General features: G+C 74.2%; 15 protein-coding genes. 5 read left to right on the top strand and 10 right to left on the bottom strand.

Annotated features, from left to right (window positions below; all coding sequences use genetic code 11):
• Positions 1-105: 105 nt before the first annotated feature.
• The 3 genes from AL2_RS19845 to AL2_RS19835 are packed head-to-tail and all read left to right on the top strand — an operon-like array spanning position 106 to position 1,363.
• Complete coding sequence (locus tag AL2_RS19845; RefSeq protein WP_067635531.1) at positions 106-810, top strand: TetR/AcrR family transcriptional regulator; 705 nt, start codon at positions 106-108, stop codon at positions 808-810.
• Positions 768-1,067, top strand: coding sequence for a type II toxin-antitoxin system RelE/ParE family toxin (locus tag AL2_RS19840; protein WP_067635529.1), 300 nt, complete (start codon positions 768-770; stop codon positions 1,065-1,067). Before AL2_RS19845 ends, AL2_RS19840 begins: the two co-directional genes overlap by 43 nt.
• Entirely contained in the window at positions 1,064-1,363 is a 300-nt protein-coding gene (locus AL2_RS19835; RefSeq protein ID WP_067635527.1) for a helix-turn-helix domain-containing protein, read from the top strand. The genes AL2_RS19840 and AL2_RS19835 overlap by 4 nt, the downstream gene beginning before the upstream one ends.
• 22 nt (positions 1,364-1,385) lie before the next feature.
• Here AL2_RS19835 and AL2_RS19830 read toward each other — a convergent pair whose 3' ends face one another.
• The 3 genes from AL2_RS19830 to AL2_RS19820 all read right to left on the bottom strand — a co-directional run bounded on the left by AL2_RS19830 (position 1,386) and on the right by AL2_RS19820 (position 5,871).
• Positions 1,386-3,662 (bottom strand): FdhF/YdeP family oxidoreductase, encoded by a 2,277-nt coding sequence (locus AL2_RS19830; protein ID WP_067635525.1) that lies wholly within the window; start codon positions 3,660-3,662, stop codon positions 1,386-1,388.
• Between the two features lie 53 nt (positions 3,663-3,715).
• Positions 3,716-4,801 carry a S1C family serine protease gene (locus AL2_RS19825; protein WP_245666750.1) on the bottom strand — a complete coding sequence of 362 codons (1,086 nt, stop codon included), beginning with the start codon at positions 4,799-4,801 and terminating at the stop codon, positions 3,716-3,718.
• A gap of 89 nt (positions 4,802-4,890) precedes the next feature.
• Positions 4,891-5,871, bottom strand: coding sequence for a phosphotriesterase family protein (locus tag AL2_RS19820; protein WP_067635524.1), 981 nt, complete (start codon positions 5,869-5,871; stop codon positions 4,891-4,893).
• 111 nt (positions 5,872-5,982) lie between these two features.
• Here AL2_RS19820 and AL2_RS19815 point away from each other — a divergent pair, with 111 nt between their 5' ends.
• Entirely contained in the window at positions 5,983-6,594 is a 612-nt protein-coding gene (locus AL2_RS19815) for a TetR/AcrR family transcriptional regulator (protein WP_245666749.1), read from the top strand.
• 502 nt (positions 6,595-7,096) lie between these two features.
• Here AL2_RS19815 and AL2_RS19810 read toward each other — a convergent pair.
• The 7 genes from AL2_RS19810 to grpE form a co-directional block, all read right to left on the bottom strand.
• Positions 7,097-8,338: a multidrug effflux MFS transporter gene (locus AL2_RS19810; RefSeq protein WP_067635522.1), complete on the bottom strand. Its 1,242-nt coding sequence runs from the start codon at positions 8,336-8,338 to the stop codon at positions 7,097-7,099.
• Positions 8,339-8,419: 81 nt separating this feature from the next.
• Positions 8,420-10,147, bottom strand: coding sequence for a TRAFAC clade GTPase domain-containing protein (locus AL2_RS19805; RefSeq protein WP_067635520.1), 1,728 nt, complete (start codon positions 10,145-10,147; stop codon positions 8,420-8,422).
• 4 nt (positions 10,148-10,151) lie between these two features.
• The gene (locus tag AL2_RS19800; protein WP_067635518.1) at positions 10,152-12,149 is read right to left on the bottom strand and encodes a GAP1-N2 domain-containing protein; all 1,998 of its coding nucleotides are present in this window, start codon (positions 12,147-12,149) and stop codon (positions 10,152-10,154) included.
• Entirely contained in the window at positions 12,149-13,387 is a 1,239-nt protein-coding gene (locus AL2_RS19795; RefSeq protein WP_083946699.1) for a TRAFAC clade GTPase domain-containing protein, read from the bottom strand. Before AL2_RS19795 ends, AL2_RS19800 begins: the two co-directional genes overlap by 1 nt.
• Positions 13,384-16,017 (bottom strand): SaeA-related protein, encoded by a 2,634-nt coding sequence (locus AL2_RS19790; RefSeq protein ID WP_067635514.1) that lies wholly within the window; start codon positions 16,015-16,017, stop codon positions 13,384-13,386. The genes AL2_RS19795 and AL2_RS19790 overlap by 4 nt, the downstream gene beginning before the upstream one ends.
• A gap of 26 nt (positions 16,018-16,043) precedes the next feature.
• On the bottom strand, positions 16,044-17,627 hold the full coding sequence (locus AL2_RS19785) for an Hsp70 family protein (RefSeq protein WP_067635512.1): 1,584 nt from the start codon (positions 17,625-17,627) through the stop codon (positions 16,044-16,046).
• 7 nt (positions 17,628-17,634) lie between these two features.
• On the bottom strand, positions 17,635-18,336 hold the full coding sequence (gene grpE / locus AL2_RS19780) for a nucleotide exchange factor GrpE (RefSeq protein ID WP_067635510.1): 702 nt from the start codon (positions 18,334-18,336) through the stop codon (positions 17,635-17,637).
• A 258-nt stretch (positions 18,337-18,594) separates the two neighbouring features.
• Here grpE and AL2_RS19775 point away from each other — a divergent pair, with 258 nt between their 5' ends.
• Positions 18,595-20,145 (top strand): AMP-binding protein, encoded by a 1,551-nt coding sequence (locus AL2_RS19775; RefSeq protein WP_067635508.1) that lies wholly within the window; start codon positions 18,595-18,597, stop codon positions 20,143-20,145.

Raw genomic sequence — 20,145 nt, 5'->3', positions numbered from 1 at the left:
GCCGGCGGCCGGAGCGGCCGCCATAGCGTTGGTATAGCGATAACTATAGTGACGCTACAGCATCGTGCATAGCGATGTTCGTGAAATCTCTGTAACATCGATGTTGTGACTGCTCAGAAGGACCTCGACACGCGGAACCGGATCATCCGCGCGGCCGCCAAGCTGATCACCGAGGCGGACGGCGAACCCGTCTCGACGCGGGCCGTGTGCAGCGCCGCCGGGGTCGGGGCGCCGACCCTCTACCACCACTTCGGCGACAAGCGCGGCCTGTTCGACGCCGTCGCCGCGCACGGGTTCGAGCAGTACCTGGAGAGCAAGCGCGCCCAGCCGCCCACCGGCGACCCGGTCGACGACCTGCGCCAGGGCTGGGACCTGCACGTCGAGTTCGGCCGCACGAACCCCGCGTTCTACACGCTGATGTACGGCACGTCCCGGACACCGCCCGTCGCCGAGGAGGCGCACCGCATCCTGACCGGCCTGGTCGAGGCCGCCGCCCGCGCCGGGCGGCTCCGCGTCTCCGTCGCGACGGCCGTCCGGATGATCCATGCCGCCGGGGTCGGGGTCGTGCTGGCGCTCATCTCCGGCGGGGACGACGACGAGCTGTCGGTCCGGACCCGCGAGGCGGTGCTGGCCGCGGTCACCGTCGCCGACGCCGGACCGGCCGGCGGCGGGACCTCGACCGCCGCCCGCGCGGTCGCCCTGCGTGCCGCCCTGACCGCGGACCCGCCACCGGCGCTGACCGCCACGGAGTCGGCGATGCTCGCCGAATGGCTCGACCGCATCGCCGCCGGCCCGGACCCAGCCGACTAGTCGCTGAGCGTGCAGGGACAGTGCTGCTCGACGAACCGTACACACGGCAGCTCGATGGCAAACTCAGGGAGTTGCGCTTTCATCTTCAGCGGGGACAGGTGCGGATCACCTACTGGATTGCCCCCGGTCGGCGGATCATCCTGCTGACGGTCTTCCGAAAGCAGCAGATGCGCGAACAACGCGAGTTGGCCAGGGCGCGACGGGCCATGCAGCGGTGCATCGCAGAGAGACATGCGGTCGATGAGGAGGTGTCATGACCCGGAGGAAGAGCTGGACGGAGAAGCGCGCGGAGATCATGGATCGGCCGGGTGCCGGAGCGGCGTACGAGGCGACGCGCATTCGCTACGAGCTGGGCAGGGCGGTGCGGGAGCGTCGGGAGGAACTCGGTCTCACCCAGGCGGAACTCGCCGAGCGCGCGGGACTCCAGCAGCCGGCCGTCGCCAGGTTCGAGGCGGGCGGGACCATGCCCACGATCCCCGTGCTGGAGCGCTATGCGGCGGCTCTGGCGATGCAGCTGAACGTCCAGCTCCTGCCAATGAGCAAGGCGTCCTGATCGCCTCGTGCGGGCGGGTCCGTCAGGCCGGTTCGAGCCGGACGATCACCGACTTGGACGTGGGGGTGTTGCTCACCTCGGCGGTGCTGTCGAGGGGCACGAGGACGTTGGTCTCCGGGAAGTAGGCCGCGGTGCAGCCGGGCGCGGTCGGGTAGGAGACGACGCGGAAGCCGGGTGCGCGGCGCTCGGTGCCGTCCGACCATTCGGAGACGAGGTCGACCGTCGCGCCGTCGGCGAGGCCGAGGCCGGACAGGTCGGCCGGGTTGACGAAGACGACGCGGCGGCCCGCCTTGACGCCCCGGTACCGGTCGTCGAGGCCGTAGATGGTGGTGTTGTACTGGTCGTGGCTGCGGACGGTCTGCAGGAGCAGCCGGCCCTCCGGGACCCGCAGCACCTCCAACTCGTTCACCGTCAGGTTGGCCTTGCCGGTCGCGGTCGGGAACCTGCGTTCGTCGCGGGGCGCGTGGGGGAGCGTGAAGCCGCCCGGCTCGCGGATGCGGGCGTTGTAGCCGTCGAAGCCGGGGACGACGCGGGAGACGTGGTCGCGGATCACGTCGTAGTCGCGCTCCATCGCGTCCCAGCCGATGCCCGAGCCGGGGAGGGCGGCCTTCGCGAGGCGGCACACGATGGAGACCTCCGAGAGGAGGTGCCCGGAGGCGGGGGCGAGGCGGCCGCGCGACGCGTGCACCATGCCCATCGAGTCCTCGACGGACACGAACTGCGGGCCTGAGTCCTGGTCGTCGCGCTCGGTGCGGCCGAGCGTCGGCAGGATCAGCGCCAGCTCGCCGGTCACCGCGTGCGAGCGGTTCAGCTTCGTGGAGACCTGCGCGGTCAGCCGGCAGTTCCGCAGGGCCGCCTCGGTGACGGCCGAGTCGGGGGTCGCGCGGACGAAGTTGCCGCCCATGCCGAGGAACACCCCGACCTTGCCGTCCCGCATGGCGCGGATCGCGTCCACGGTGTCCAGGCCGTGCTCGCGCGGCGGCTCGAAGCCGAACTCGGCGGCGAGCGCGTCCAGGAACGCGGGCTTCGGCCTCTCCCAGATGCCCATCGTCCGGTCGCCCTGCACGTTGGAGTGGCCGCGCACCGGGCAGACGCCCGCGCCCGGACGGCCGATGTTGCCGCGCAGCAGCAGGAAGTTGACGATCTCCCGGATGGTCGGCACCGAGTTGCGGTGCTGGGTGAGGCCCATCGCCCAGCAGACGATGATCCGTTTCGCGGCGAGGACGTCGCCGAGCGTCGCCGCGATCTCGCCGCGGGTCAGGCCGGTCGCCTCCAGGACGTCGTCCCAGTCGAGCGCGCGGACGTGCTCCTCGAACGCCTCGAAGCCGTGCGCGTGGGCGGCGAGGAACTCGCGGTCGAGGGCTTCCGGCGCCTCCGATTCGAGCAGCAGCCGGTTGAGCGCCTGGAACAGCGCCAGGTCGCCGTTCAGCCGGATCTGCAGGAACCGGTCGGCGAGCATCGTGCCCTGCCCCGCCACCCCGGACGGGCGCTGCGGGTTCTTGAACCGCATCAGCCCTGCCTCGGGCAGGGGGTTCACGGCGACGATCCGGGCGCCTTCCCTCTTGGCCTTCTCCAGCGCCGACAGCATCCGCGGGTGGTTCGTCCCCGGGTTCTGGCCGACGACGAAGATGAGATCGGCCTTGTAGAGGTCGTCCAGCAGGACCGAGCCCTTGCCGATGCCGATCGTCTCGCTCAGCGCGGACCCGGACGACTCGTGGCACATGTTGCTGCAGTCCGGCATGTTGTTGGTACCGAACGCGCGCGCGAACAGCTGGTAGGCGAACGCGGCCTCGTTGCTCGTCCGGCCCGAGGTGTAGAAGACGGCCTCGTCCGGTGAGTCCAGCGCGTTCAGCTCGGACGCCAGCAGCCCGAACGCCTCGTCCCACCCGATCGGCTCGTAGTGCTCCGAGCCGGCGCGCTTCACCATCGGCTCGGTGAGCCGTCCCTGCTGCCCGAGCCAGTGGTCGGACCGCCCGCCCAGCTCCGCGACGGTGTGCTCGGCGAAGAACTCCCGTGTGACGCGCCGCGCCGTCGCCTCTTCCGCGACGGCCTTCGCGCCGTTCTCGCAGAACTCGGCGACGTGCCGGTGGTCGCCCTCGGGCCACGCGCAGCCCGGGCAGTCGAATCCCTGCTTCTGGTTGACGCGCAGCAGTGTCAGCGCCGTCCGCCGGACGCCCATCTGCTCGTACGAGTGGCGCAGCGCCGCCGTGACCCCCGGAACGCCCGCCGCCCACGTCTTCGGCTTCGTGACCTCGAGACCCGAATCGTTGGAATCGTCGGCAGGCGCCCTGCGCGTCATGGGAACACATCCTCGTGTCGGCGGCTGCTTCCACTTTCGCACGCCGGGCGCCTCTATTGGGGCGGGCCTTCCGTCAGGCGAAGGGTGGTCCCCATGCGGGTGCCCTGGCGGGTCGTCCACTCGATGCGGACGCTGTCGCCCGGGTGACGGGCGTGCATCAGCGACGTCAGCGTGGACGGCGAGTCCACCGCGTCCTCGCCGAAGGCGACGATGGCGGCGCCGACCGGGATTCCGGCGGCCTCGGCGGGCGTGCCGGGGACGACCTCGGCGACGAGGGCGCCGGGGGAGCGGCCGTTGGAGCGCACCTTGACGCCGAGCATGGCGGTCGGCCCGATGTGCACGGTCGAGGACGACTCGCCGCGCTGGATCTGGCGGGCGATCTCCAGTGCCCGGTCGGACGGGATGGCGTAGCCGCGGTGGTCCTTGTTCCCCTTCGTCCCCTTCGTGGACACCCCGGCGGACGCGGCGGTGTTGATGCCGATGACCTTGCCATCGGTGTTGAGGAGGGGGCCGCCGGAGTCGCCCGGCTTGATCGGCGCGTTCGTCTCGATCAGCCCGGTGAGCCGCTCGGACGTGCCGCTGCTGTCGTCGCGGGCGGTCACGGACTGCTCCAGCCCGGTGACCCTGCCGGTGACGACGGCGGGCGTCCCGCCCTTGCCGCCCGCGTTGCCGACCGCGGTCACCACGTCGCCGACGCCCACCCCGGACGCGGACGCGAACGCGGCGATCTTGAGCCCGGTCGCGCCGGTCAGCCGGATCACCGCGATGTCGCCCGCCCGGTCGTAGCCGACGACCTCGGCGGGGTAGTCGCGGCGGTCGTCGGTGTCGGTCCCCCTGATCGCGGTGGCGCCCTTGATCACGTGGTTGTTGGTCAGTACCAGCCCGGTCCGGGTCAGCACGATGCCCGTTCCGGCGGCGCGGGTGCCGTTCAGGTCCTGCTCGGTCTCGATGTTGACGACGCCGGGCTTGCGCCCGCTCGGCTTGGCCTGCTCGGCCGCGGTGGTCTTGACGGGCGGCGGGATGTCCTCCGGCCCGCCGCTCTCCATCACCCGGCAGCCGGGCACGAGGAGGGCCGGCAGCATGCCCAGCAGTACCGGTACCGCGGCGCGGACACCGCGACGCACGGGGTATTCGCTCACCTCGGTGCCTCCTCCCGCAGATTCCCCCAATGATTCCCGATCTCCCGGGATTAGTCCGATATGTCGGGGGAGGCGCCGGGGCGCGCGGGTCAGCGGGTGAAGTAGCGCCTGGGGTTCTCGACCAGCATCTGGTCGAGCTGGGCGCCGGTGACGCCGGCGGCGCGCAGGGCGGGCAGGACGTCGTCGCTGATGTGGCGGTAGTTCCAGTTCGGCTGCATCGCCGGGACGGTCGCCGGGTCGGGGCCGAACCAGTCGATGAAGCAGCTCGCGTCGTGGCTGAGGACGATCCGGTCGGCGTATCCGCGCTCGCACAGGGACGCGATGGTCGCGACCCGGTTCCCGGTCGGGTTGATGATGTCGAGGCCGAACCGGTCCATGCCGAGGATCGCGCCGGTGTCGGCGAGCTCCATCAGGTAGTCGAGGTCGTTGCTGTCGCCCGCGTGCCCGATGACGACCTTGGCGAGGTCGACGCCCTCCTTGCCGAGGATGTCCACGACCGTCCGGCCCGCGTGGATCGAGCTCTCGGTGTGGACGGTGACCGGCGCGCCCGTCTCCCGGTGCGCCCCGGCGACGGCCCGCAGGATCCGCTCGACGCCCGGGGTGAGGCCGGGGGCGTCCACCGCGCACTTGAGGAACGCGGCCTTGACGCCGGTCCCGGCGATGCCCTCGGTCAGGTCTCGGGTGAAGTGCGCGATCATCGGGTCGGGGCCCTCGTCCAGCATCGTGCCGGGACCCCGGAAGTGGAACTGGAACGGGATGTCGTTGTAGGTGTAGATGCCCGTCGCGACGACGATGTTGAGCTCGGGCACCTGCTCGGCGATCCGCTGGATGCGCGGGATGTAGCGGCCGAGCCCCCACACGGTCGGGTCGGCGATCGTGGTGATGCCGCGGCCGGCCAGCTCGCGGAGCTTGCCGACGGCGTCGGAGACCTTCTCCTCCTCGTCCCACCAGTCGCCCAGGCCGTAGTTCTCGACGTTCTCGGTGCTGAGGACGAAGACGTGCTCGTGCATGAACGTGCGTCCCAGGCCGGTGACGTCGACGGGGCCGCGGACGGTCTCTACTGCGGGCATCGGCACTCCTCGAAAATTCGCGCCACCGGTGCATACCGACCGGTCGGTTTCTGGCAAGCTAAGACACGGACGCACCCGCGTCAATGCCCCGCTCCCCATGGAGGTGCCCAGGTGACGGACACGGTACCGGTGCCGGAGTCGACGGCGCCCGTCCGGCAGAGCGCCGTGGAGCGGCGCATCCTGGACGCCGCCCTCCGGATGTTCGCCGAGCGCGGCTTCGACGGGACGTCCGTGCAGGGCATCGTCGAGGCGGCCGAGGTCACCAAGGGCGCGCTCTACCACTACTTCGACTCCAAGGACGATCTCCTCTACGAGATCTACCACTCGCTGATCGCCCGCCAGCTCTCCGACCTCGGCGCCGTGCTGGCGCGCGGGCTGCCGCCGCGCGAGGCCGTCCACGCGGTGCTGACCGGGCTGATCCTCAGCACGGCGGAGCACATCGACGAGGCGAAGGTGTTCGCCCGCGAGAAGGACCGGCTGGACGACGCCCGGATGCGCTCGGTCCGCGCCGACCGCCGCCGCTACCACGTGACGTTCCGCAGCATCGTCGAGCAGGGCCAGCGGGACGGCGTGTTCAGCACCGCCACGCCCGCCGATACCGTCACGATCGTCGCGCTCGGCATGGTCAACCAGATGCCGGCCTGGTACCGCCCGGACGGCCCGAAGCCGGCGGCGCGACTGGCGGACGAGGTCGCCGGCTTCGTCCTGGCCGCCCTGGCCTAGCGCCGGACCAGCGCTGGACCAGCGCCGCGTCTGGAGATGCAGCGCGGCGTCGCGGACGTCGGCGAGTTCGGCGTCCCAGTCGTCCGGCGGTGAGAGCGGCGCCAGGACGAACTTCGACAGCCCCGCCTCGACGAGCCGCCCGAGATGCGCCTCCAGGCCGTCCAGATCGGGGGCGACGTCCTTGAGGGGGGCGGGCCCGCTGACCCGCCGCACACGGGCGAACCGGGCCTCCGCCTCGGCCGGCAGCGGCCCGCGCCGGTAGGGCACGACCGCGCCGAAGTGCTCCTCCTCGATCTCGCGCCCGGCACCCGCCGCCGTCTCCTGGACGGTCAGCCGGCCGCGCTCGCCCTCGGCCGGGGTGGTGAACGCGGCGAGCCATCCGTCCGAGAGCCGCCCGGTGCGACGCAGCTCCGGCTCGGACGCGGTCAGCGCGTCGGGCCCGAGGGTGGACGCCGCCGGGGCCATGCCGATGCGAATGATCACATCCCGACCGTACGTCGCGTCAGTTCTGTGACACAACCTTCGCGGGGCGCGTGGCGGTCGCGGTGACGGCCGCCGCGAGCATGGAGAGGGCCGCGATGGACACCGCCATCGGGACGGCGGTGTCCGGCCCCGCGACCCCGGCGAGCGGTGCGGCGGCGCCGCCCAGCGCGAACTGCGCGACCCCGAGCAGCGCCGACGCGCTCCCGGCCACCCGGGGCGGGCGTCCCGACAGCGCCAGCGCCGTGGCGTTCGGCAGGATCAGCCCCTGCCCGGACGCGACGAGGAACAGCGCCGGCAGCACCCCGTACAGGCCCGCGCCCGCGAGGACCGCGGCGAGCAGCCCGATTCCGCCGGCGGCCACGACCGCGAGCCCGGCGGCCAGCAGCCGCCGCAGCGGCACCCGCCCGGCGAGCGCGCCGCCGGCCTGCCCGGCGGCCACGAGCCCGAGCGAGTTGGCGCCGAACGCGAGGCTGAACGCCTGCGGCGAGAGCCCGTAGATGTCCTGCAGCACGAACGGCGAACCCGAGATGTAGGTGAACAGCGCCGCGAACGCCAGGCCCATCGTGAGGGCGTACCCGACGAACGCCCGGTCGCGCAGGAGCGCCTGGAACGTTCCCGCCGTCGCCCGCAGCCCGCCTGTTTCGCGCCGCTCGGGCGGCAGCGTCTCCCTCAGCCCCGCCAGCGAAGCCAGGAACAGCGCCACGCCGATTCCGGCGAGGACGGCGAACACGCCCGGCCACGGCACGACCCGCAGCAACTGCCCGCCCAGCACCGGCGCGAGAATCGGCGCCAGCCCGTTGATGAGCATCAGCACCGAGAAGAACTTCGCCGCCGCGACCCCGTCGTACAGGTCCCGGACGATCGCCCGCGCGATCACGATCCCGGCGGCCCCGGCGGCGCCCTGCACCAGCCGCAGCGCGATGAGCGTCTCCACGGTCGGCGCGGCGGCGCACAGCAGCGACGCGGCGGCGTAGGCGGCGAGCCCGGCCAGCAGCGGCCGGCGCCGTCCGAGCCGGTCGCTCAGCGGCCCCGCCACGGCCTGCCCGACGGCGAGGCCCGCGACGCACGCCGTCAGCGTGAGCTGCGCCTGCACCGCGCCCGTCGACAGGTCGCCGGTGAGCGCGGGCAGCGCCGGCAGGTACATGTCGATCGACAGCGGTGCGACGGCCGTCAGCGTGCCGAGCAGGAAGATCAGCGCGAGCCGCCGGTTCTGCGGCCCGGCCGGGGAGGTTCCGGCGCGCGCGTCGGCCGCCTGCGTCATGGGGGTCTCCAAAGCTGACGGGCGTACTCGGGATCGGACGGGCAAACAGTAGTGACCAGCTGGTCGTAGTCGAGCCTCGGGTCAGAACGGGAATCGCTCGGCCGCGGCGACGACGGCTCCGGTGACGGTCGCGATGGTCAGGGCCGACACCCCGGACAGCACGGCCCAGCGTCCGACCTGGTACCCGGCGGGAACGCGGCCCGAGCCCCGTCCGCGCACCGGCCAGGGGGCGCGCAGCGGCGCCGTTCCGGGCGGCTCCGGCGGCGCGTCGGTGAGGGGCGCGTCGCCGTTGGACGTCCCGGCGGGCCCGAGACCGGTCACCCAGCCGAGCAGCTCGGCGACGTCCGCCGGCTCGGTGGCCAGACCCGACGCGAAGTACCGCACCTGTGAGGCGACCTGGTCGAGGGTGCGGACGGTGTTGCCGAGGCCGACGCGACCCAGCCAGGCGCGGAGGTCGCCGTCGCCGTCGGCGCCCAGGCAGCGGCCGATCTCGGTGCGGACCAGCAGGTCGGTCTTGGTGACGACGACGGCGACCCGTTTCTGCCGCCCCTGGTCGGGACGGGACCGCAGGTCGTTCAGCACCCGCTGCAGGGTGTCGGCCGGGTCCTCCTCCGACGACACGGCGGCCTGGTCGATGAACTGGCGTTCGTCCCCGGTGAGGGTGCGGCGCAGGTGGGGGAGGGCGAACGGGTCCACGATGAACAGCAGCGCCTCACTGTGGTCGAGGTAGCGCAGTGACTCGACCTCCGTCGCGCCCGTGTAGTGCTCACCGGCGGGATCGAACAGGTACAGGATGCGCCGCGCGCGACCTGGAAGCTCGACGTCCACCATGGTGGCCAGGGGCAGTTCCGGGCCGGTCTTGGCGAGCCGTCCGCCGCGCTGGAACTCGCGTATCGCGCCCGCGTACGCCTGGGCGTGCCGCTGCTCGACGAACGCCAGCCGCCCGTGCACGGCGCGGGCCCGCGCGTGCAGCGCCCGTATGCCGAGGACCATGAACGTGGTCTTGCCTGCCGCCGGGCCGCCGACGAACGGCAGCGGCTCCACGCGGACGCGCCCGATCCGCTCCGGCAGCCGCCCGCCGCAGTGCGGGCAGTACGCGGCGAGCCGGAAACGTCCGAGCGGGACGGTCGTGGGCAGCCGCGCCCCGCAGCGGCACACGTTCCGGAACGCGCCACCCGCGCCCGGCGCGAGATGCCGGTGCCGCGCCCCGCATCCCGGGCATTCGTACTCAGGCAGGCCGATGCGCTCGTAGCAGAACGGGTGCGGGCAGGTCTGGAGGATCCGCCCGTACATCATGAAGCCGCGCTCCACCGCCGCGAGGACGAGCACGCAGGCCAGCCAGACCGCGAGCCCGGCCGCCGCGACCACCCCGTACAGGACGGTCAGCGTCAGCACGAACACCGAGGCGGGGACGGCGGCGGCGACGATGCCCGCGCACAGCGCCAGCCAGACCGGGAAGACGAAGAACCCCCACGGGCCGCCGAGGAGCGTCCGCGTCAGCCTCACGACGATGCCGCGGGCCGTCCGGTACACCTGCGGGACGACCGTGCGGCTGATCGTCCACCAGTCGCGCCACACCTGGCCGAGCAGGTAGTGCCGGTAGGCGACGTCCGGCGCGGCGACCGGCGACGGGCCCTCCAGGCTGGACGGCGCGAGCGTCCGGCACGCGTGCAGGCAGTACACGCCGAGGGCGGCGGCCCCGGCGACGACCAGCGTCGCGGCGAACAGCACGGGGAACACGTACATGAACCCGAGCCACATGGCGCCCAGCCACACGGCGATCAGCAGCAGCACGATGATCGGCTGCACGCCCTCACCCCCCGCCTTCGGCGAGGAGGTCGCGGAGCGCGGCGCGCAGCTCGGGGCTGCGCGCCAGGTGCGCGTCGAGCTGCTTGCCGGCCAGCCACCGCCCGGCCGCGGCCCGCGCCCACGCCTCCAGGGACGGCTCGGCGACGCCGCCCTTGCGCAGCCGGAGCACGACCTCGACCAGGTCGTTGCGCTGCTCGATCTCGCGTCCGAGCAGCGGGCCGCGGCCGGCGCGGGCCCGGCCGGCCAGCTCGGCGGTCCACCGCTCGGCGACCCGGGCCCGGACGGGCGCGGGCACGGCCGCGAGCAGCTCGGCCCGGAACCGCGGCGGCCGCCCGGCCAGCCGGCGCGCCGCGCCGACGAACGCCTCGTCGGCGAGCTGCCGGGTCGCGCCGGCCGCGTCCGCGATCGCCTCCAGAGCCCGTGCCGCGCCCTCCGGTCTCGCGGTGATCGCCGTCCCGTACGCCTGGACGACGGCGGCGTCGCGTCCGGCGGGCCCGTCCGGCATGACCTCCCGGACCCGTGCGGCGAGCCGCAGCGTCGCCGTGTCGGCGAGGTGCTCGCCGCCGGGGAAGGCGAGTCGCGTGAACGTGCGGGACGGCAGGACGGCCAGCGCGGGATGCGGCCCGTGCGCGTCCAGGAGGTCCGTGCACTCGCCGGCGGACGGCGGCGCCTCCCACACCTCGCGGAGCGCCGCGTCGAGGTCGGCGCCGTCGGCGCCGTCCAGCCGCAGCAGCTCGCCCGTGACCGCGATCCGGCGCCCCCGGTGCCTCCGGGCGACGGACGTGAGCACGGGGACCGCGACGCCGGGCACGGCCCGCAGCCGCGCGGCGTGCTGGTACAGCAGATCGCAGCCGTCCGGCGTCAGCGGCGCCGCCCGCCCCGCCGCGAGACCGGCGGCCATCCCGTCCAGCACCCCGTCCAGCACCGCGTCGCGCAGCGCGGCCGGGGCCCGCCCGTGCACGGTGAGCGCCAGATCGAGCCCCATGGACGGGACGCCGGGCACGAGGTCGCGCCACACCCATTCGGGGATCCCGGACCCGTGCCGCGCCAGCAGCTCCGCCGCCGCGCGCTCCTCCTCCGCCGTGACGGCCGCGTCGCCCCGGCACAGCGCCAGCAGCGCGGCGGCGCCCTCCCGCCCGGGGTCGTCCGGCGGCGCCAGCTCGCCGAGGGCGTCGAGGCCGCCGAAGTCGGCCGCGCGCCAGCAGTCCGCGACGGTCCGCGCGAAGCGGCTCGCCCGGCCGTCCGCGCCGCCCTCGCGCAGGTCGAACGCGGACGCGTGCGAGGCGTGGTGGCGGACGGCGGCCCAGACCGCGGGCGTGGTCCCGACGAGGCGCTGCGCGGCGCCGTCCGGGTCGGCGGTGTAGGTGACGAACGACAGCCGCGCCGCCGCCGCGACCGGCAGCGAGTACGACACGACCGCGATCCAGCGCGCGATGAGCTCGACGTCGTCGGCGACCAGCACGACGCGTCCGTGGCCCCTGCCCAGGACGCCGGCGACCGCGTCGACCAGCCGGGCGAGCAGCGCGTACGGGTCGTCCGGGCCGGACCCGGCGAGCCACGCGGCGAGGGCCTCGGGATCGAGCGCGGCGCCCGGAGTCAGCTCGTCCAGCGGGTCGAGGACGGTGCCGGGCACCGGCGACTGCGTCCAGTGCGCGGCGTGCCACAGCTCGGCGGGCCGCAGCCCCTCCAGCTCCTCGGGCTCCGCCACCACCGCGTGCGCGAAGAAGTTGCCGTAGCGCCCCGAGTAGTCGCGGCCGAGGTAGCGGCAGCGCAGCAGCAGCGGACGCCCGTCCACCCGGTCGTACAGCAGCGACACCGGGAACAGGCCCAGCTCGGAGTCGTCGGGGGACAGCGGCGCGTCCGGCGGCGGGCGGTACGACAGGTACGGCGTCACGCCCGCCCGGAGCCCGTCCGGCAGGCCCGGCGTCTCCGCGACGAACTGGAACCCGGCCCGGCCGGTCGGCCCGCGCCGCGCCGACGTGTAGTGCAGCTGCCAGGCCACTAGCCACCTCCGGGGCGGACGCCGTCGAGCATCCCGAACCGGTACAGCAGCCACAGCAGCGGGTCCTCGGCCCGGTACGGCCGGACGCCGCCCGCGCCGACGCGTCCCCGCTCGGGGACGCCGCCGAGCGCCGACAGCCCGAACAGCGCGTGGTCGGCGTACTGCTGGCCGAGGTAGGTGTCGAGCTGCCCGGCCTGCCAGTCGTGCAGCAGCGCCCGGACCTGCTCGTCCACCGCGTCCCGGTCGTCCAGGTCCAGGACGCCCTGCCCGGACCGCGACCGGTGCAGCGCCGACTGCTCCAGCAGCCCCGGCCGCAGCACGTCGATCTTCGTGAGCGCGACCGCGACGGGCACCGGCAGCGGCTCGCCCGGACGGGTCCCGTGCCGCTGCCGCAGCGCCTCCGTCACCCGGGCGATGACGTTCAGCGGCTCGCTGTCGGGGTCCTCGCCCGCGGCGCGCGGCCCCGGGACGGCGTCCCGCACGCCCGCCCGCGCGCCGGGCAGCTCCAGCGGATCGACGAGGAAGATGACGGCGTCGGCGGCCTCCAGGTACCGCAGGTGCAGGTCGGTGACCTCCCTGCTGCGCAGGTCCTCGCCCGCCGTGTCGAACAGCACCAGCGCCAGCGACTCGTTGCGCGCACGCGAGAAGCGCCCCCGCCGCGTCCGCGTCAGCAGGTACACCAGCGGCTCGCGCGGACCGGTCGCGGCGCTGGCCGTGGTCGGCAGCAGCCGCCGTTCCTCCAGCAGGGGCCGCGCGAAGTCGCGCTTGTACCGCTCGATCGTCCGGTCGTCGCACGCCACGAGCGACGCGTCCAGCTCCGTCCCGACCCGGTTCATCAGCTCGTGCAGCAGCACCGCGATGTACGTGCTCTTCCCGGCGTTCTTGGCCCCCACGAGCGCCACGATGCGCCCGGGTGAATCGCAGTAGGCGGACGGCAGCGGATTGTGGCACCCGGGACAGGCCCGGTTCCCCGTCGGCAGCCCGCACCGCGGGCAGTCGGCCCGCCCCTTCCTCCCGGCCGCGGCGAACACCGGCGGCAAGGAGGCGCCCGCGGTGGACCCGGTGTACTCGGCCAGCTCCTCGTCGAGCACCGGCGCGCAGCCCTGGCGCCGCCCCACCTGCCCGCGGCACCGGAACAGCACCCGCTGCGGCGCCACCGGCGCGAAGCAGTACGGGCAGGTGATGCCCTGCCTGGACGGCATCCCGGGGATCCCCACCCGGGCCAGTGGCCGCGTCATCGCGTGACCTGGAGCCGGCGGACGGGCGGGTCGCTCAGCTCGACGCCGTCGTCGTCGGCGAAGCAGCGGAGCCAGTACGGTCCGGGCGCGTCCGGCGCCGCCAGCGAGAGCTCGCCCGGCACGGGCACCTGCTCCCACGCGCCGAGCGTGTCGCCGTCTCCGGCGCGGTGCGGCATGACCCGCCCGGCGCGCAGCACCAGCGACAGCCGCGCGACCCGCAGCGGGCGGGACGAGGTGAGCCGGATCGTCAGCGACCGCCGCCACGGCGGCCCCGACCGCAGCACGTCGTAGCGGACGATCGTGCGCCCCGCGACCACGGCGGTCACCCGCGGCCCGGTCACCCGCGCGCCGCCCACGGTCCCCGCCGCCGCGACCGAGACCTCCACGGCCGCGTCCTCGGGCACGGGCAGCCGGATCCCGCCCTGCGTGTCGTAGGACGCCCGCGTCACGGTCTCGGCCCTCGGCTCACCGCCGACCCGGTAGCCGAGATCGACCTCGGCGACGTCCGCCGGCCAGTCGAACCCGACGTGCACGTACGCGCCGCGCCGCTCGGCGACCAGCCGGCGCGGCGGCGGCAGGTTCACGTGCCGGTGGTAGGCGCCGACGGCGGCGGTGCCCTCCGCGACCGTCACCGCGAGCAGCCACCCGCTGGACCCCGGCCGCACCTCCAGCCCGCCGGGAACCGGGGTGCACGCGAGGCGCCGCGTCTCCCGCCGGACCTCCTCCAGCGGGACGATCGCACTGCGCGGCCACGGCGGCGGCCCCTCCGACAGCACCAGCTCCACGGCCCCGTTCCCGGGCGGGTCGAACCGCACCCGCACCAGTCCCGGATCGGACGGCCCGGTCTCGGCCGCGACGTCGTAGACGGGCTCGGGCGGAGCACTGGGCGTGGCCGACACCCGCACCCCGTCCGTCGCGACCTCCCGCCCGGTCTCGTCCAGGTAGACGGCGCAGATCAGGTAGTGGTGGGTGCGCCCGTTGGGCACCCGCTCGCGGAACCCGTCCCGTCCGGTGGCCACGGCCCGCCCGTCCCGCAGCACGACGACCCGCGCGGCCTCCGCCGGGCACCGCCACCGCCCGGTGACCTGCCCGTCCCCGGCGACCAGCGCGACGTCCGCGGGCTCGGGCCGCACCACGACGGGCCCCGCCACAGCGGGCGCCGCAACGCCCTCCCCCCGGACGGCGAACACCCCGTAGTACACGGGCACGTTCACCGGCGGGCGCTCGTCGAGGCCCCCGGCGACGGCCTCGCCGTCCCGGACGTCCCGAGGCGCCCGCCCCGCCCGCCGCACGACGTGATACCCGATCTCACCCGCCGTGGAGGGCGACCCGTCCCACGACAACCGCACCGCCGCGGGGTCCACGTCCGCGTGGAGGGCGGGGACGGGGCGGGGCGGGAGGCGGCGCTGGTGCTGGGCGGCGCCGGGGAGGTCGCGGACGAGGCGCAGGGCGTCGGCGAGGAGGCGGAACGCGCGGTCCGGGTCGGGTTCGGCGGCGGCGGTCTCGCGGAGGCGCAGGGCCGTGTCGAGGCGGTGGCGGGCCTCGGCGGCGAGGACCTCCTCCTCGGGCGGCTCCCCGTGTGAGGACGGCCGGGGGGACGGGTGCGGGATCTTCGCGGCGTCGGCGAGCTCGGCGGCCGCGTACACATCGCCCGCGTCGAGGAGGGCGCGCAGGCGGCCCGCGAGACCGCCCCCGGGGCCCGTCTCGCGGACGATCGCGAAGACCAGGCGGCGGGCGTCGCCCTCGTCGATGCCGAGGTCCTCGACGGCGTGCCGGAGCAGGGCCCGCTCGGACGCCCGCTGCCGGAGGCGCTCGCGGAGCCGGTCGACCACGTCGAACAGCAGCAGGGCGTGCGGGTCGGCGTCGGAGCGGAGCGCGGCGAGGATCGTGTCGGCGTGGGTGGTGCTGGTGTCGCGGCTGCGGCGCGCCCACTCGGCGCCGGCGGCCGCCACGGCGGCCTCGTCGAGGCGATGCTCGCCGCGGCGATGCTCATCGGGGCGATGGTCGCCGCCGGGCGCCGCGAAGCCGTCCAGCACCCGGATCCGGCCGGTCGGGCCGAACAGGAAGTCGGCGAGGTGCCGCTTGCCGAGGACGTCCAGCGACTCGCGCACCTTCCGGTACGCGGGGTAGGGCGCGGTGGACGGCAGCGAGTCGGGTTCGCGGATCTCGATGCCGTCGGCGGCGGCCAGCTCCGCCAGCTCGGCGCGGGTCACGCCGCCGGTGCGGGCGATGGCCTCGACCTCGGCGGGCGCCGCCATCCGCAGCGTCCCGGCGGCGTCGGCGAGGCGGGCGCGGGCCTGGCCGCGGCGCCGCTCGGTGCGCTCCCGGCCGCCGCGCAGCCGCGCCTCCAGCGGGCGCGGGTCGCCGCGCTCGGCGGCGTCGAAAAGCGGGGCCAGCTCGCGGTGCTCGGCCTCCAGCCGGTCGATCAGCTTGCGGTACTTCAGCTGCCCGCGGGCCCGCCGCCAGCACTGCCGGACCTGCTTCACCCGCGCCGCGACGGCCTGCCCGTCCAGCGGGGCGGCGGGCGGGCCGGCCAGCGCGTAGCGGGCGCGCAGGTCCTCGGGAGGCTGGTCGCCCGCCGCCCGCGCGGGCTCCAGCACATCCCGCCGGTAGTCGTCGTCGAACGCCACGGCGCCTCCAGGGAGTCGGCGGGCCGCTAGCTGACCTGGACCCGGGAGAGGGCCTTCCGGGAGCGCTCGACCTCCTCCTCGGACATGCCGCCGACGTCCACCTTGAGTTCCAGCCTCTCGCCCGTCTCCTTCTCCACGGCCGTGACGTTCAGCAGCCCGGACGAGTCGAGCGCGAACGTGACGCCGATCGGCCAGCCCGCCTTCTTGCCCGGCGGGACGCGGATCTCCCCGGTGGCGATCTCGGTGTTGTCGATCAGGTCGGCGGACTCGACCACGCCGGCCTGCTCCATCACCCGGATGTCGGCGGACGTCTGGTCGTCGTAGACGGTGAAGAAGTCCTCGGTCTTGGCGGCGGGAAGCTCGTCGTTGGCGTGCACGAGGTGCGCGACGTTCTCGGCGCCGGTCTCCCGGTCGACCACGACGATCCCGAAGGCGTGCGAGGCGACCGTCTTGATCTGCCGTCCGGCGATCTGCTTCTGCTGCTCGGCGGACAGGCCGGCGCGCGTCGCCATCTCCTCGGCGCGCTCGGCGGCGCCCTCCCGGACGAGCCGCCGGTACGTCTCCTCGAACGCGTACAGCGCCGCGCCCTTCGCGACCGCGAGGTCGGGGTCCTGGAGGCGGGGGGCGAGGCCCAGCTCGGTCGCCAGCCGCGCCGCGACGACCGGCATCTTCGTGGACCCGCCGACGAGGACGAGGTCGTCGTAGTCGTCGACGCCCTTCTCGGCGGCGGTCGACAGCGTCCGGCCGGTGATCTCCACGGTGCGGTCGAGGAGGTCCTTGGTCAGCTCCTCCAGCTTCTCCCGCGCCACCTCGACGGCCGCGACCCGCCCGCCGTGCATCACCCGGACGGTGTGGGCCGTCCGGGTCGTGAGGGCCTTCTTGGCGTCCTCGGCGTCGCGGCGGAGCTGCTGCTCGGTCTGCTTGTCGTCCAGCGGGTCGCCCGCGTCGGGATGCTCCTCCCGGAACCGCTCGGCGAGGTACTCGACGAGCCGCGCGTCCCAGTCGGCGCCGCCGAGCTCGTGGTCGCCGTCGGTGCACACGACCTCGATGTGGCCTTCGCGCAGCGTGATCACGGTGGTGTCGAACGTCCCGCCGCCGAGGTCGTACACCAGGATCGTCCGGTCCTGCTCGGGATTCAGGACGCCGTAGGTGATGGCGGCGGCGATCGGCTCGGACACGATGTCGATGACGTTCAGCCCGGCGATCCGCCCCGCCTTGCGGGTCGCGTCGCGTTCGGCCGCGCCGAAGTACGCCGGGACGGTGACGACGACGTCGCGGGCGTCCTCGCCGGTCGTGGTGCGCGCGTCCGTCGCGAGCTTCAGCAGGATGAACGCCGACACCTCCTCCGGCGTGAAGTCGATCCCGTGGATGGGCCGCGTCACGTCCCGGCCCATGTCCCGCTTGATCAGGCTGACGACGTTGTCGGGCTCCAGCACCGCGGTGTCCTTCGCGGTGGCGCCGACGACGACGTTCTCGCCGCTCTCGAAGAAGACGACGGACGGCGTGGTGTCGGTGCCCTCCAGGTTGCGCAGGACCGCGGGCCGCCCTACATCGTCGATGGAGGCAATGCAGGAGTACGTGGTTCCGAGGTCGATCCCGTAGACAGCCATGTCCCTCTCACCTGTCGGTCCCGAGTCCTGAGTTCTGTGCTCGTCCGCTGCTCAGCGTCTCGCCACGTTCCGCCCCATCGTGGCGACTTGGGGCGGCTTTGACCGTGGCCGCCGCTCCGTTCGCGTTCTCGTCGAGCTTCCCGACGCTGACCGCCGCCTTGCGCAGCACCTTCCCGCTCTGCTCGAACCCGTCGGACTGGACGGCGGTGACGGTGCCGTCGGCCAGCGGGTCGGCGACGGGCGTGACGGCGACGGGGCGGTGCCGGGACGCGTCGTACGGCGCGCCGGCCTCGACCGTGAAGCGCTCGACGCCGAGCCGCGCCAGCGCGTCCGCGACGTCGTCGGCGAACGCCGCCAGTAGCAGCGCGGTCCGCCGCGGGTCGGGCGGCTCGGCCGGTCCGGGCGCGGCGAGCCGGTCGGACTCGCGCCGCGCCTGGTCGTGCAGCCGGTACAGCGCCGTGCGGACGGGTTCCAGCATCCCCTGCAGCTCCCCGCGCCGCAGCCGCTGGTTCTCCTCGTGCAGCCGGTCGATGACGGCCTCGCGGTGCGCGGCCCGCTCGTGCTCGCGGCCGAGCCGCGCCGCCAGCCCGGCGAGTGCCTCCCGGACGTCGGCGCGGAACGCCGCACCGTCCGCCTCGTCCCCGGCGGAGGCCGGCTCCGGCTCGGCTCCGGAGTCCTCGTTGACTGGGGGTTCCCCGTCCCTCGACACGTGCGGTTACCTTAATGCTGGACGGCGTGCGGACGACAGGCCTGATGATGACCTTGCCTGGACTCTAGTTTGACCCGTACCCGTCATTCCAGCACCGACTTGCGGCTCCGTTTCTCAGAACGACACGTGCGGACGGGTCGGCCCCCGGAACGCGGCGTGGCGTCCCGTCCGGGCGGCCGGCGTTCTGACCTGGCCTTTCGGGTGAACCGGTCCTAGAGTCGCAATCCACGACTCTCGCCGCGTTCCAGGAGGTGGCCGATGGCCGCACTGCTCCGCCCGTACGCCGACGCCAAGCCGGACGAGCCCGCCCTCACCGACGAACGCGGCAGTACCTCGTGGCGGGAGCTGGACGCCAGAACCGGCCGGCTGGCGAACGCGCTGCGCGGGCTGGGCCTGGCCACCGGCGACGCGATCGCGATCCACTCCGGCAACCGGCGCGAGTACTTCGAGCTGATGTGCGCCGCCGGCCACATCGGGCTCCGCTACGTGATGGTCAACTGGCACTGGACGGCCGACGAGCTGCGCTACGTGCTGGCGGACGCGGGCGCGCGGGTGCTGTTCTCCGAGGACGCGTTCGGCGGCACCGCGCGGGAGGCGTCCGAGGGCCTCGGCCTGACCGCCCGCGTCGCGTTCGGCGACGCGATCGAGGGCTTCACCCCGTACGAGGAGTTCCTCGCGACCGGCGCGGGGGAGGAGATCGCCGACCCGGTGATGGGCTTCCCGATGTTCTACACCTCGGGCACCACCGGCCGGCCGAAGGGCGTGAGCCGCAAGCAGCTGGGCGTCGGCGCCCCGATCGAGGCGGCGAGCCTCGTCGGCGACGTGTTCGCCGAGGTGCTCCGGATCCCGCCGGACGGCCGGTCGCTGCTCGTCGGCCCCGTCTACCACTCGGCGCAGTGGCTGTGGTCGCTCGTGTTCCTGCTCAGGGGACGGTCCGTGGTGATCCGGCGCGACTTCGACCCGGCGGAGACGCTCCACCTCATCGACGAGCACGCGATCACGAACGTTCACCTCGTCCCCACCCAGTTCGTCCGGCTGCTGCGGCTGGACGAGGAGACCCGCGCGGCCTTCGGCGGCTCCAGCCTCGCGGTCGTCTGGCACGGCGCCGCGCCCTGCTCGCCCGAGGTGAAGCGGCGGATGATCGACTGGTTCGGCCCGATCGTCCACGAGTACTACGGCTCCACCGAGGCGTCGGTGAACAGCGTCATCACCGCGGAGGAGTGGCTGAGGAAGCCCGGGAGCGTCGGCCGCCCGCTGCCGACGACCGAGGTCCGCATCCTGCGCGAGGACGGCGAGCCCGCCGCCGCCGGCGAGCGCGGCCAGATCTACTTCCGCTACACGAGCGGCGACGACGTCGAGTACTGGGGCGACGAGGAGAAGACCCGCTCGGTGCACCGGGAGGACGGCCTGTTCACCACCGGCGACGTCGGCTACCTGGACGAGGACGGCTACCTGTTCCTCGCCGACCGCGCCATCGACATGATCATCAGCGGCGGGGTGAACATCTACCCGGCGGAGATCGAGGGCGTGCTGATCACCCACCCGGCCGTCCGGGACGTGGCGGTGTTCGGCATCCCGGACGAGGAGTTCGGCGAGCAGGTGAAGGCCGCCGTCGAGCCGTCCGACGGGATCGAGCCGTCCGACGCCCTCACCCGCGAGCTGATCGGGCACGTCCGCGCGTCGCTCGCCGGCTACAAGGCGCCGCGCTCCATCGATTTCGTCGACCGGATGCCGAGGACCCCGACCGGCAAGCTCTACAAGCGACTCCTGCGCGACCCGTACTGGGAGGGGCGGAAGGAGAAGATCTGA

The organism is Actinomadura latina NBRC 106108 (assembly GCF_001552195.1).
In the GTDB taxonomy this organism is placed as follows: domain Bacteria; phylum Actinomycetota; class Actinomycetes; order Streptosporangiales; family Streptosporangiaceae; genus Spirillospora; species Spirillospora latina.
Note: the sequence above shows the minus strand (reverse complement) of the source record. Positions and strands in the feature narration are given on the sequence as shown.

What these genes read in the sequence shown, in the direction of transcription:
- AL2_RS19840 (WP_067635529.1), top strand. Translation starts at nt 768, where the DNA reads ATGGCTCGACCGCATCGCCGCCGGCCCGGACCCAGCCGACTAGTCGCT.
- AL2_RS19835 (WP_067635527.1), top strand. Translation starts at nt 1,064, where the DNA reads ATGACCCGGAGGAAGAGCTGGACGGAGAAGCGCGCGGAGATCATGGAT.
- AL2_RS19775 (WP_067635508.1), top strand. Translation starts at nt 18,595, where the DNA reads ATGGCCGCACTGCTCCGCCCGTACGCCGACGCCAAGCCGGACGAGCCC.
- AL2_RS19795 (WP_083946699.1), bottom strand. Translation starts at nt 13,387, where the DNA reads ATGACGCGGCCACTGGCCCGGGTGGGGATCCCCGGGATGCCGTCCAGG.
- AL2_RS19830 (WP_067635525.1), bottom strand. Translation starts at nt 3,662, where the DNA reads ATGACGCGCAGGGCGCCTGCCGACGATTCCAACGATTCGGGTCTCGAG.
- AL2_RS19810 (WP_067635522.1), bottom strand. Translation starts at nt 8,338, where the DNA reads ATGACGCAGGCGGCCGACGCGCGCGCCGGAACCTCCCCGGCCGGGCCG.
- AL2_RS19785 (WP_067635512.1), bottom strand. Translation starts at nt 17,627, where the DNA reads ATGGCTGTCTACGGGATCGACCTCGGAACCACGTACTCCTGCATTGCC.
- AL2_RS19820 (WP_067635524.1), bottom strand. Translation starts at nt 5,871, where the DNA reads ATGCCCGCAGTAGAGACCGTCCGCGGCCCCGTCGACGTCACCGGCCTG.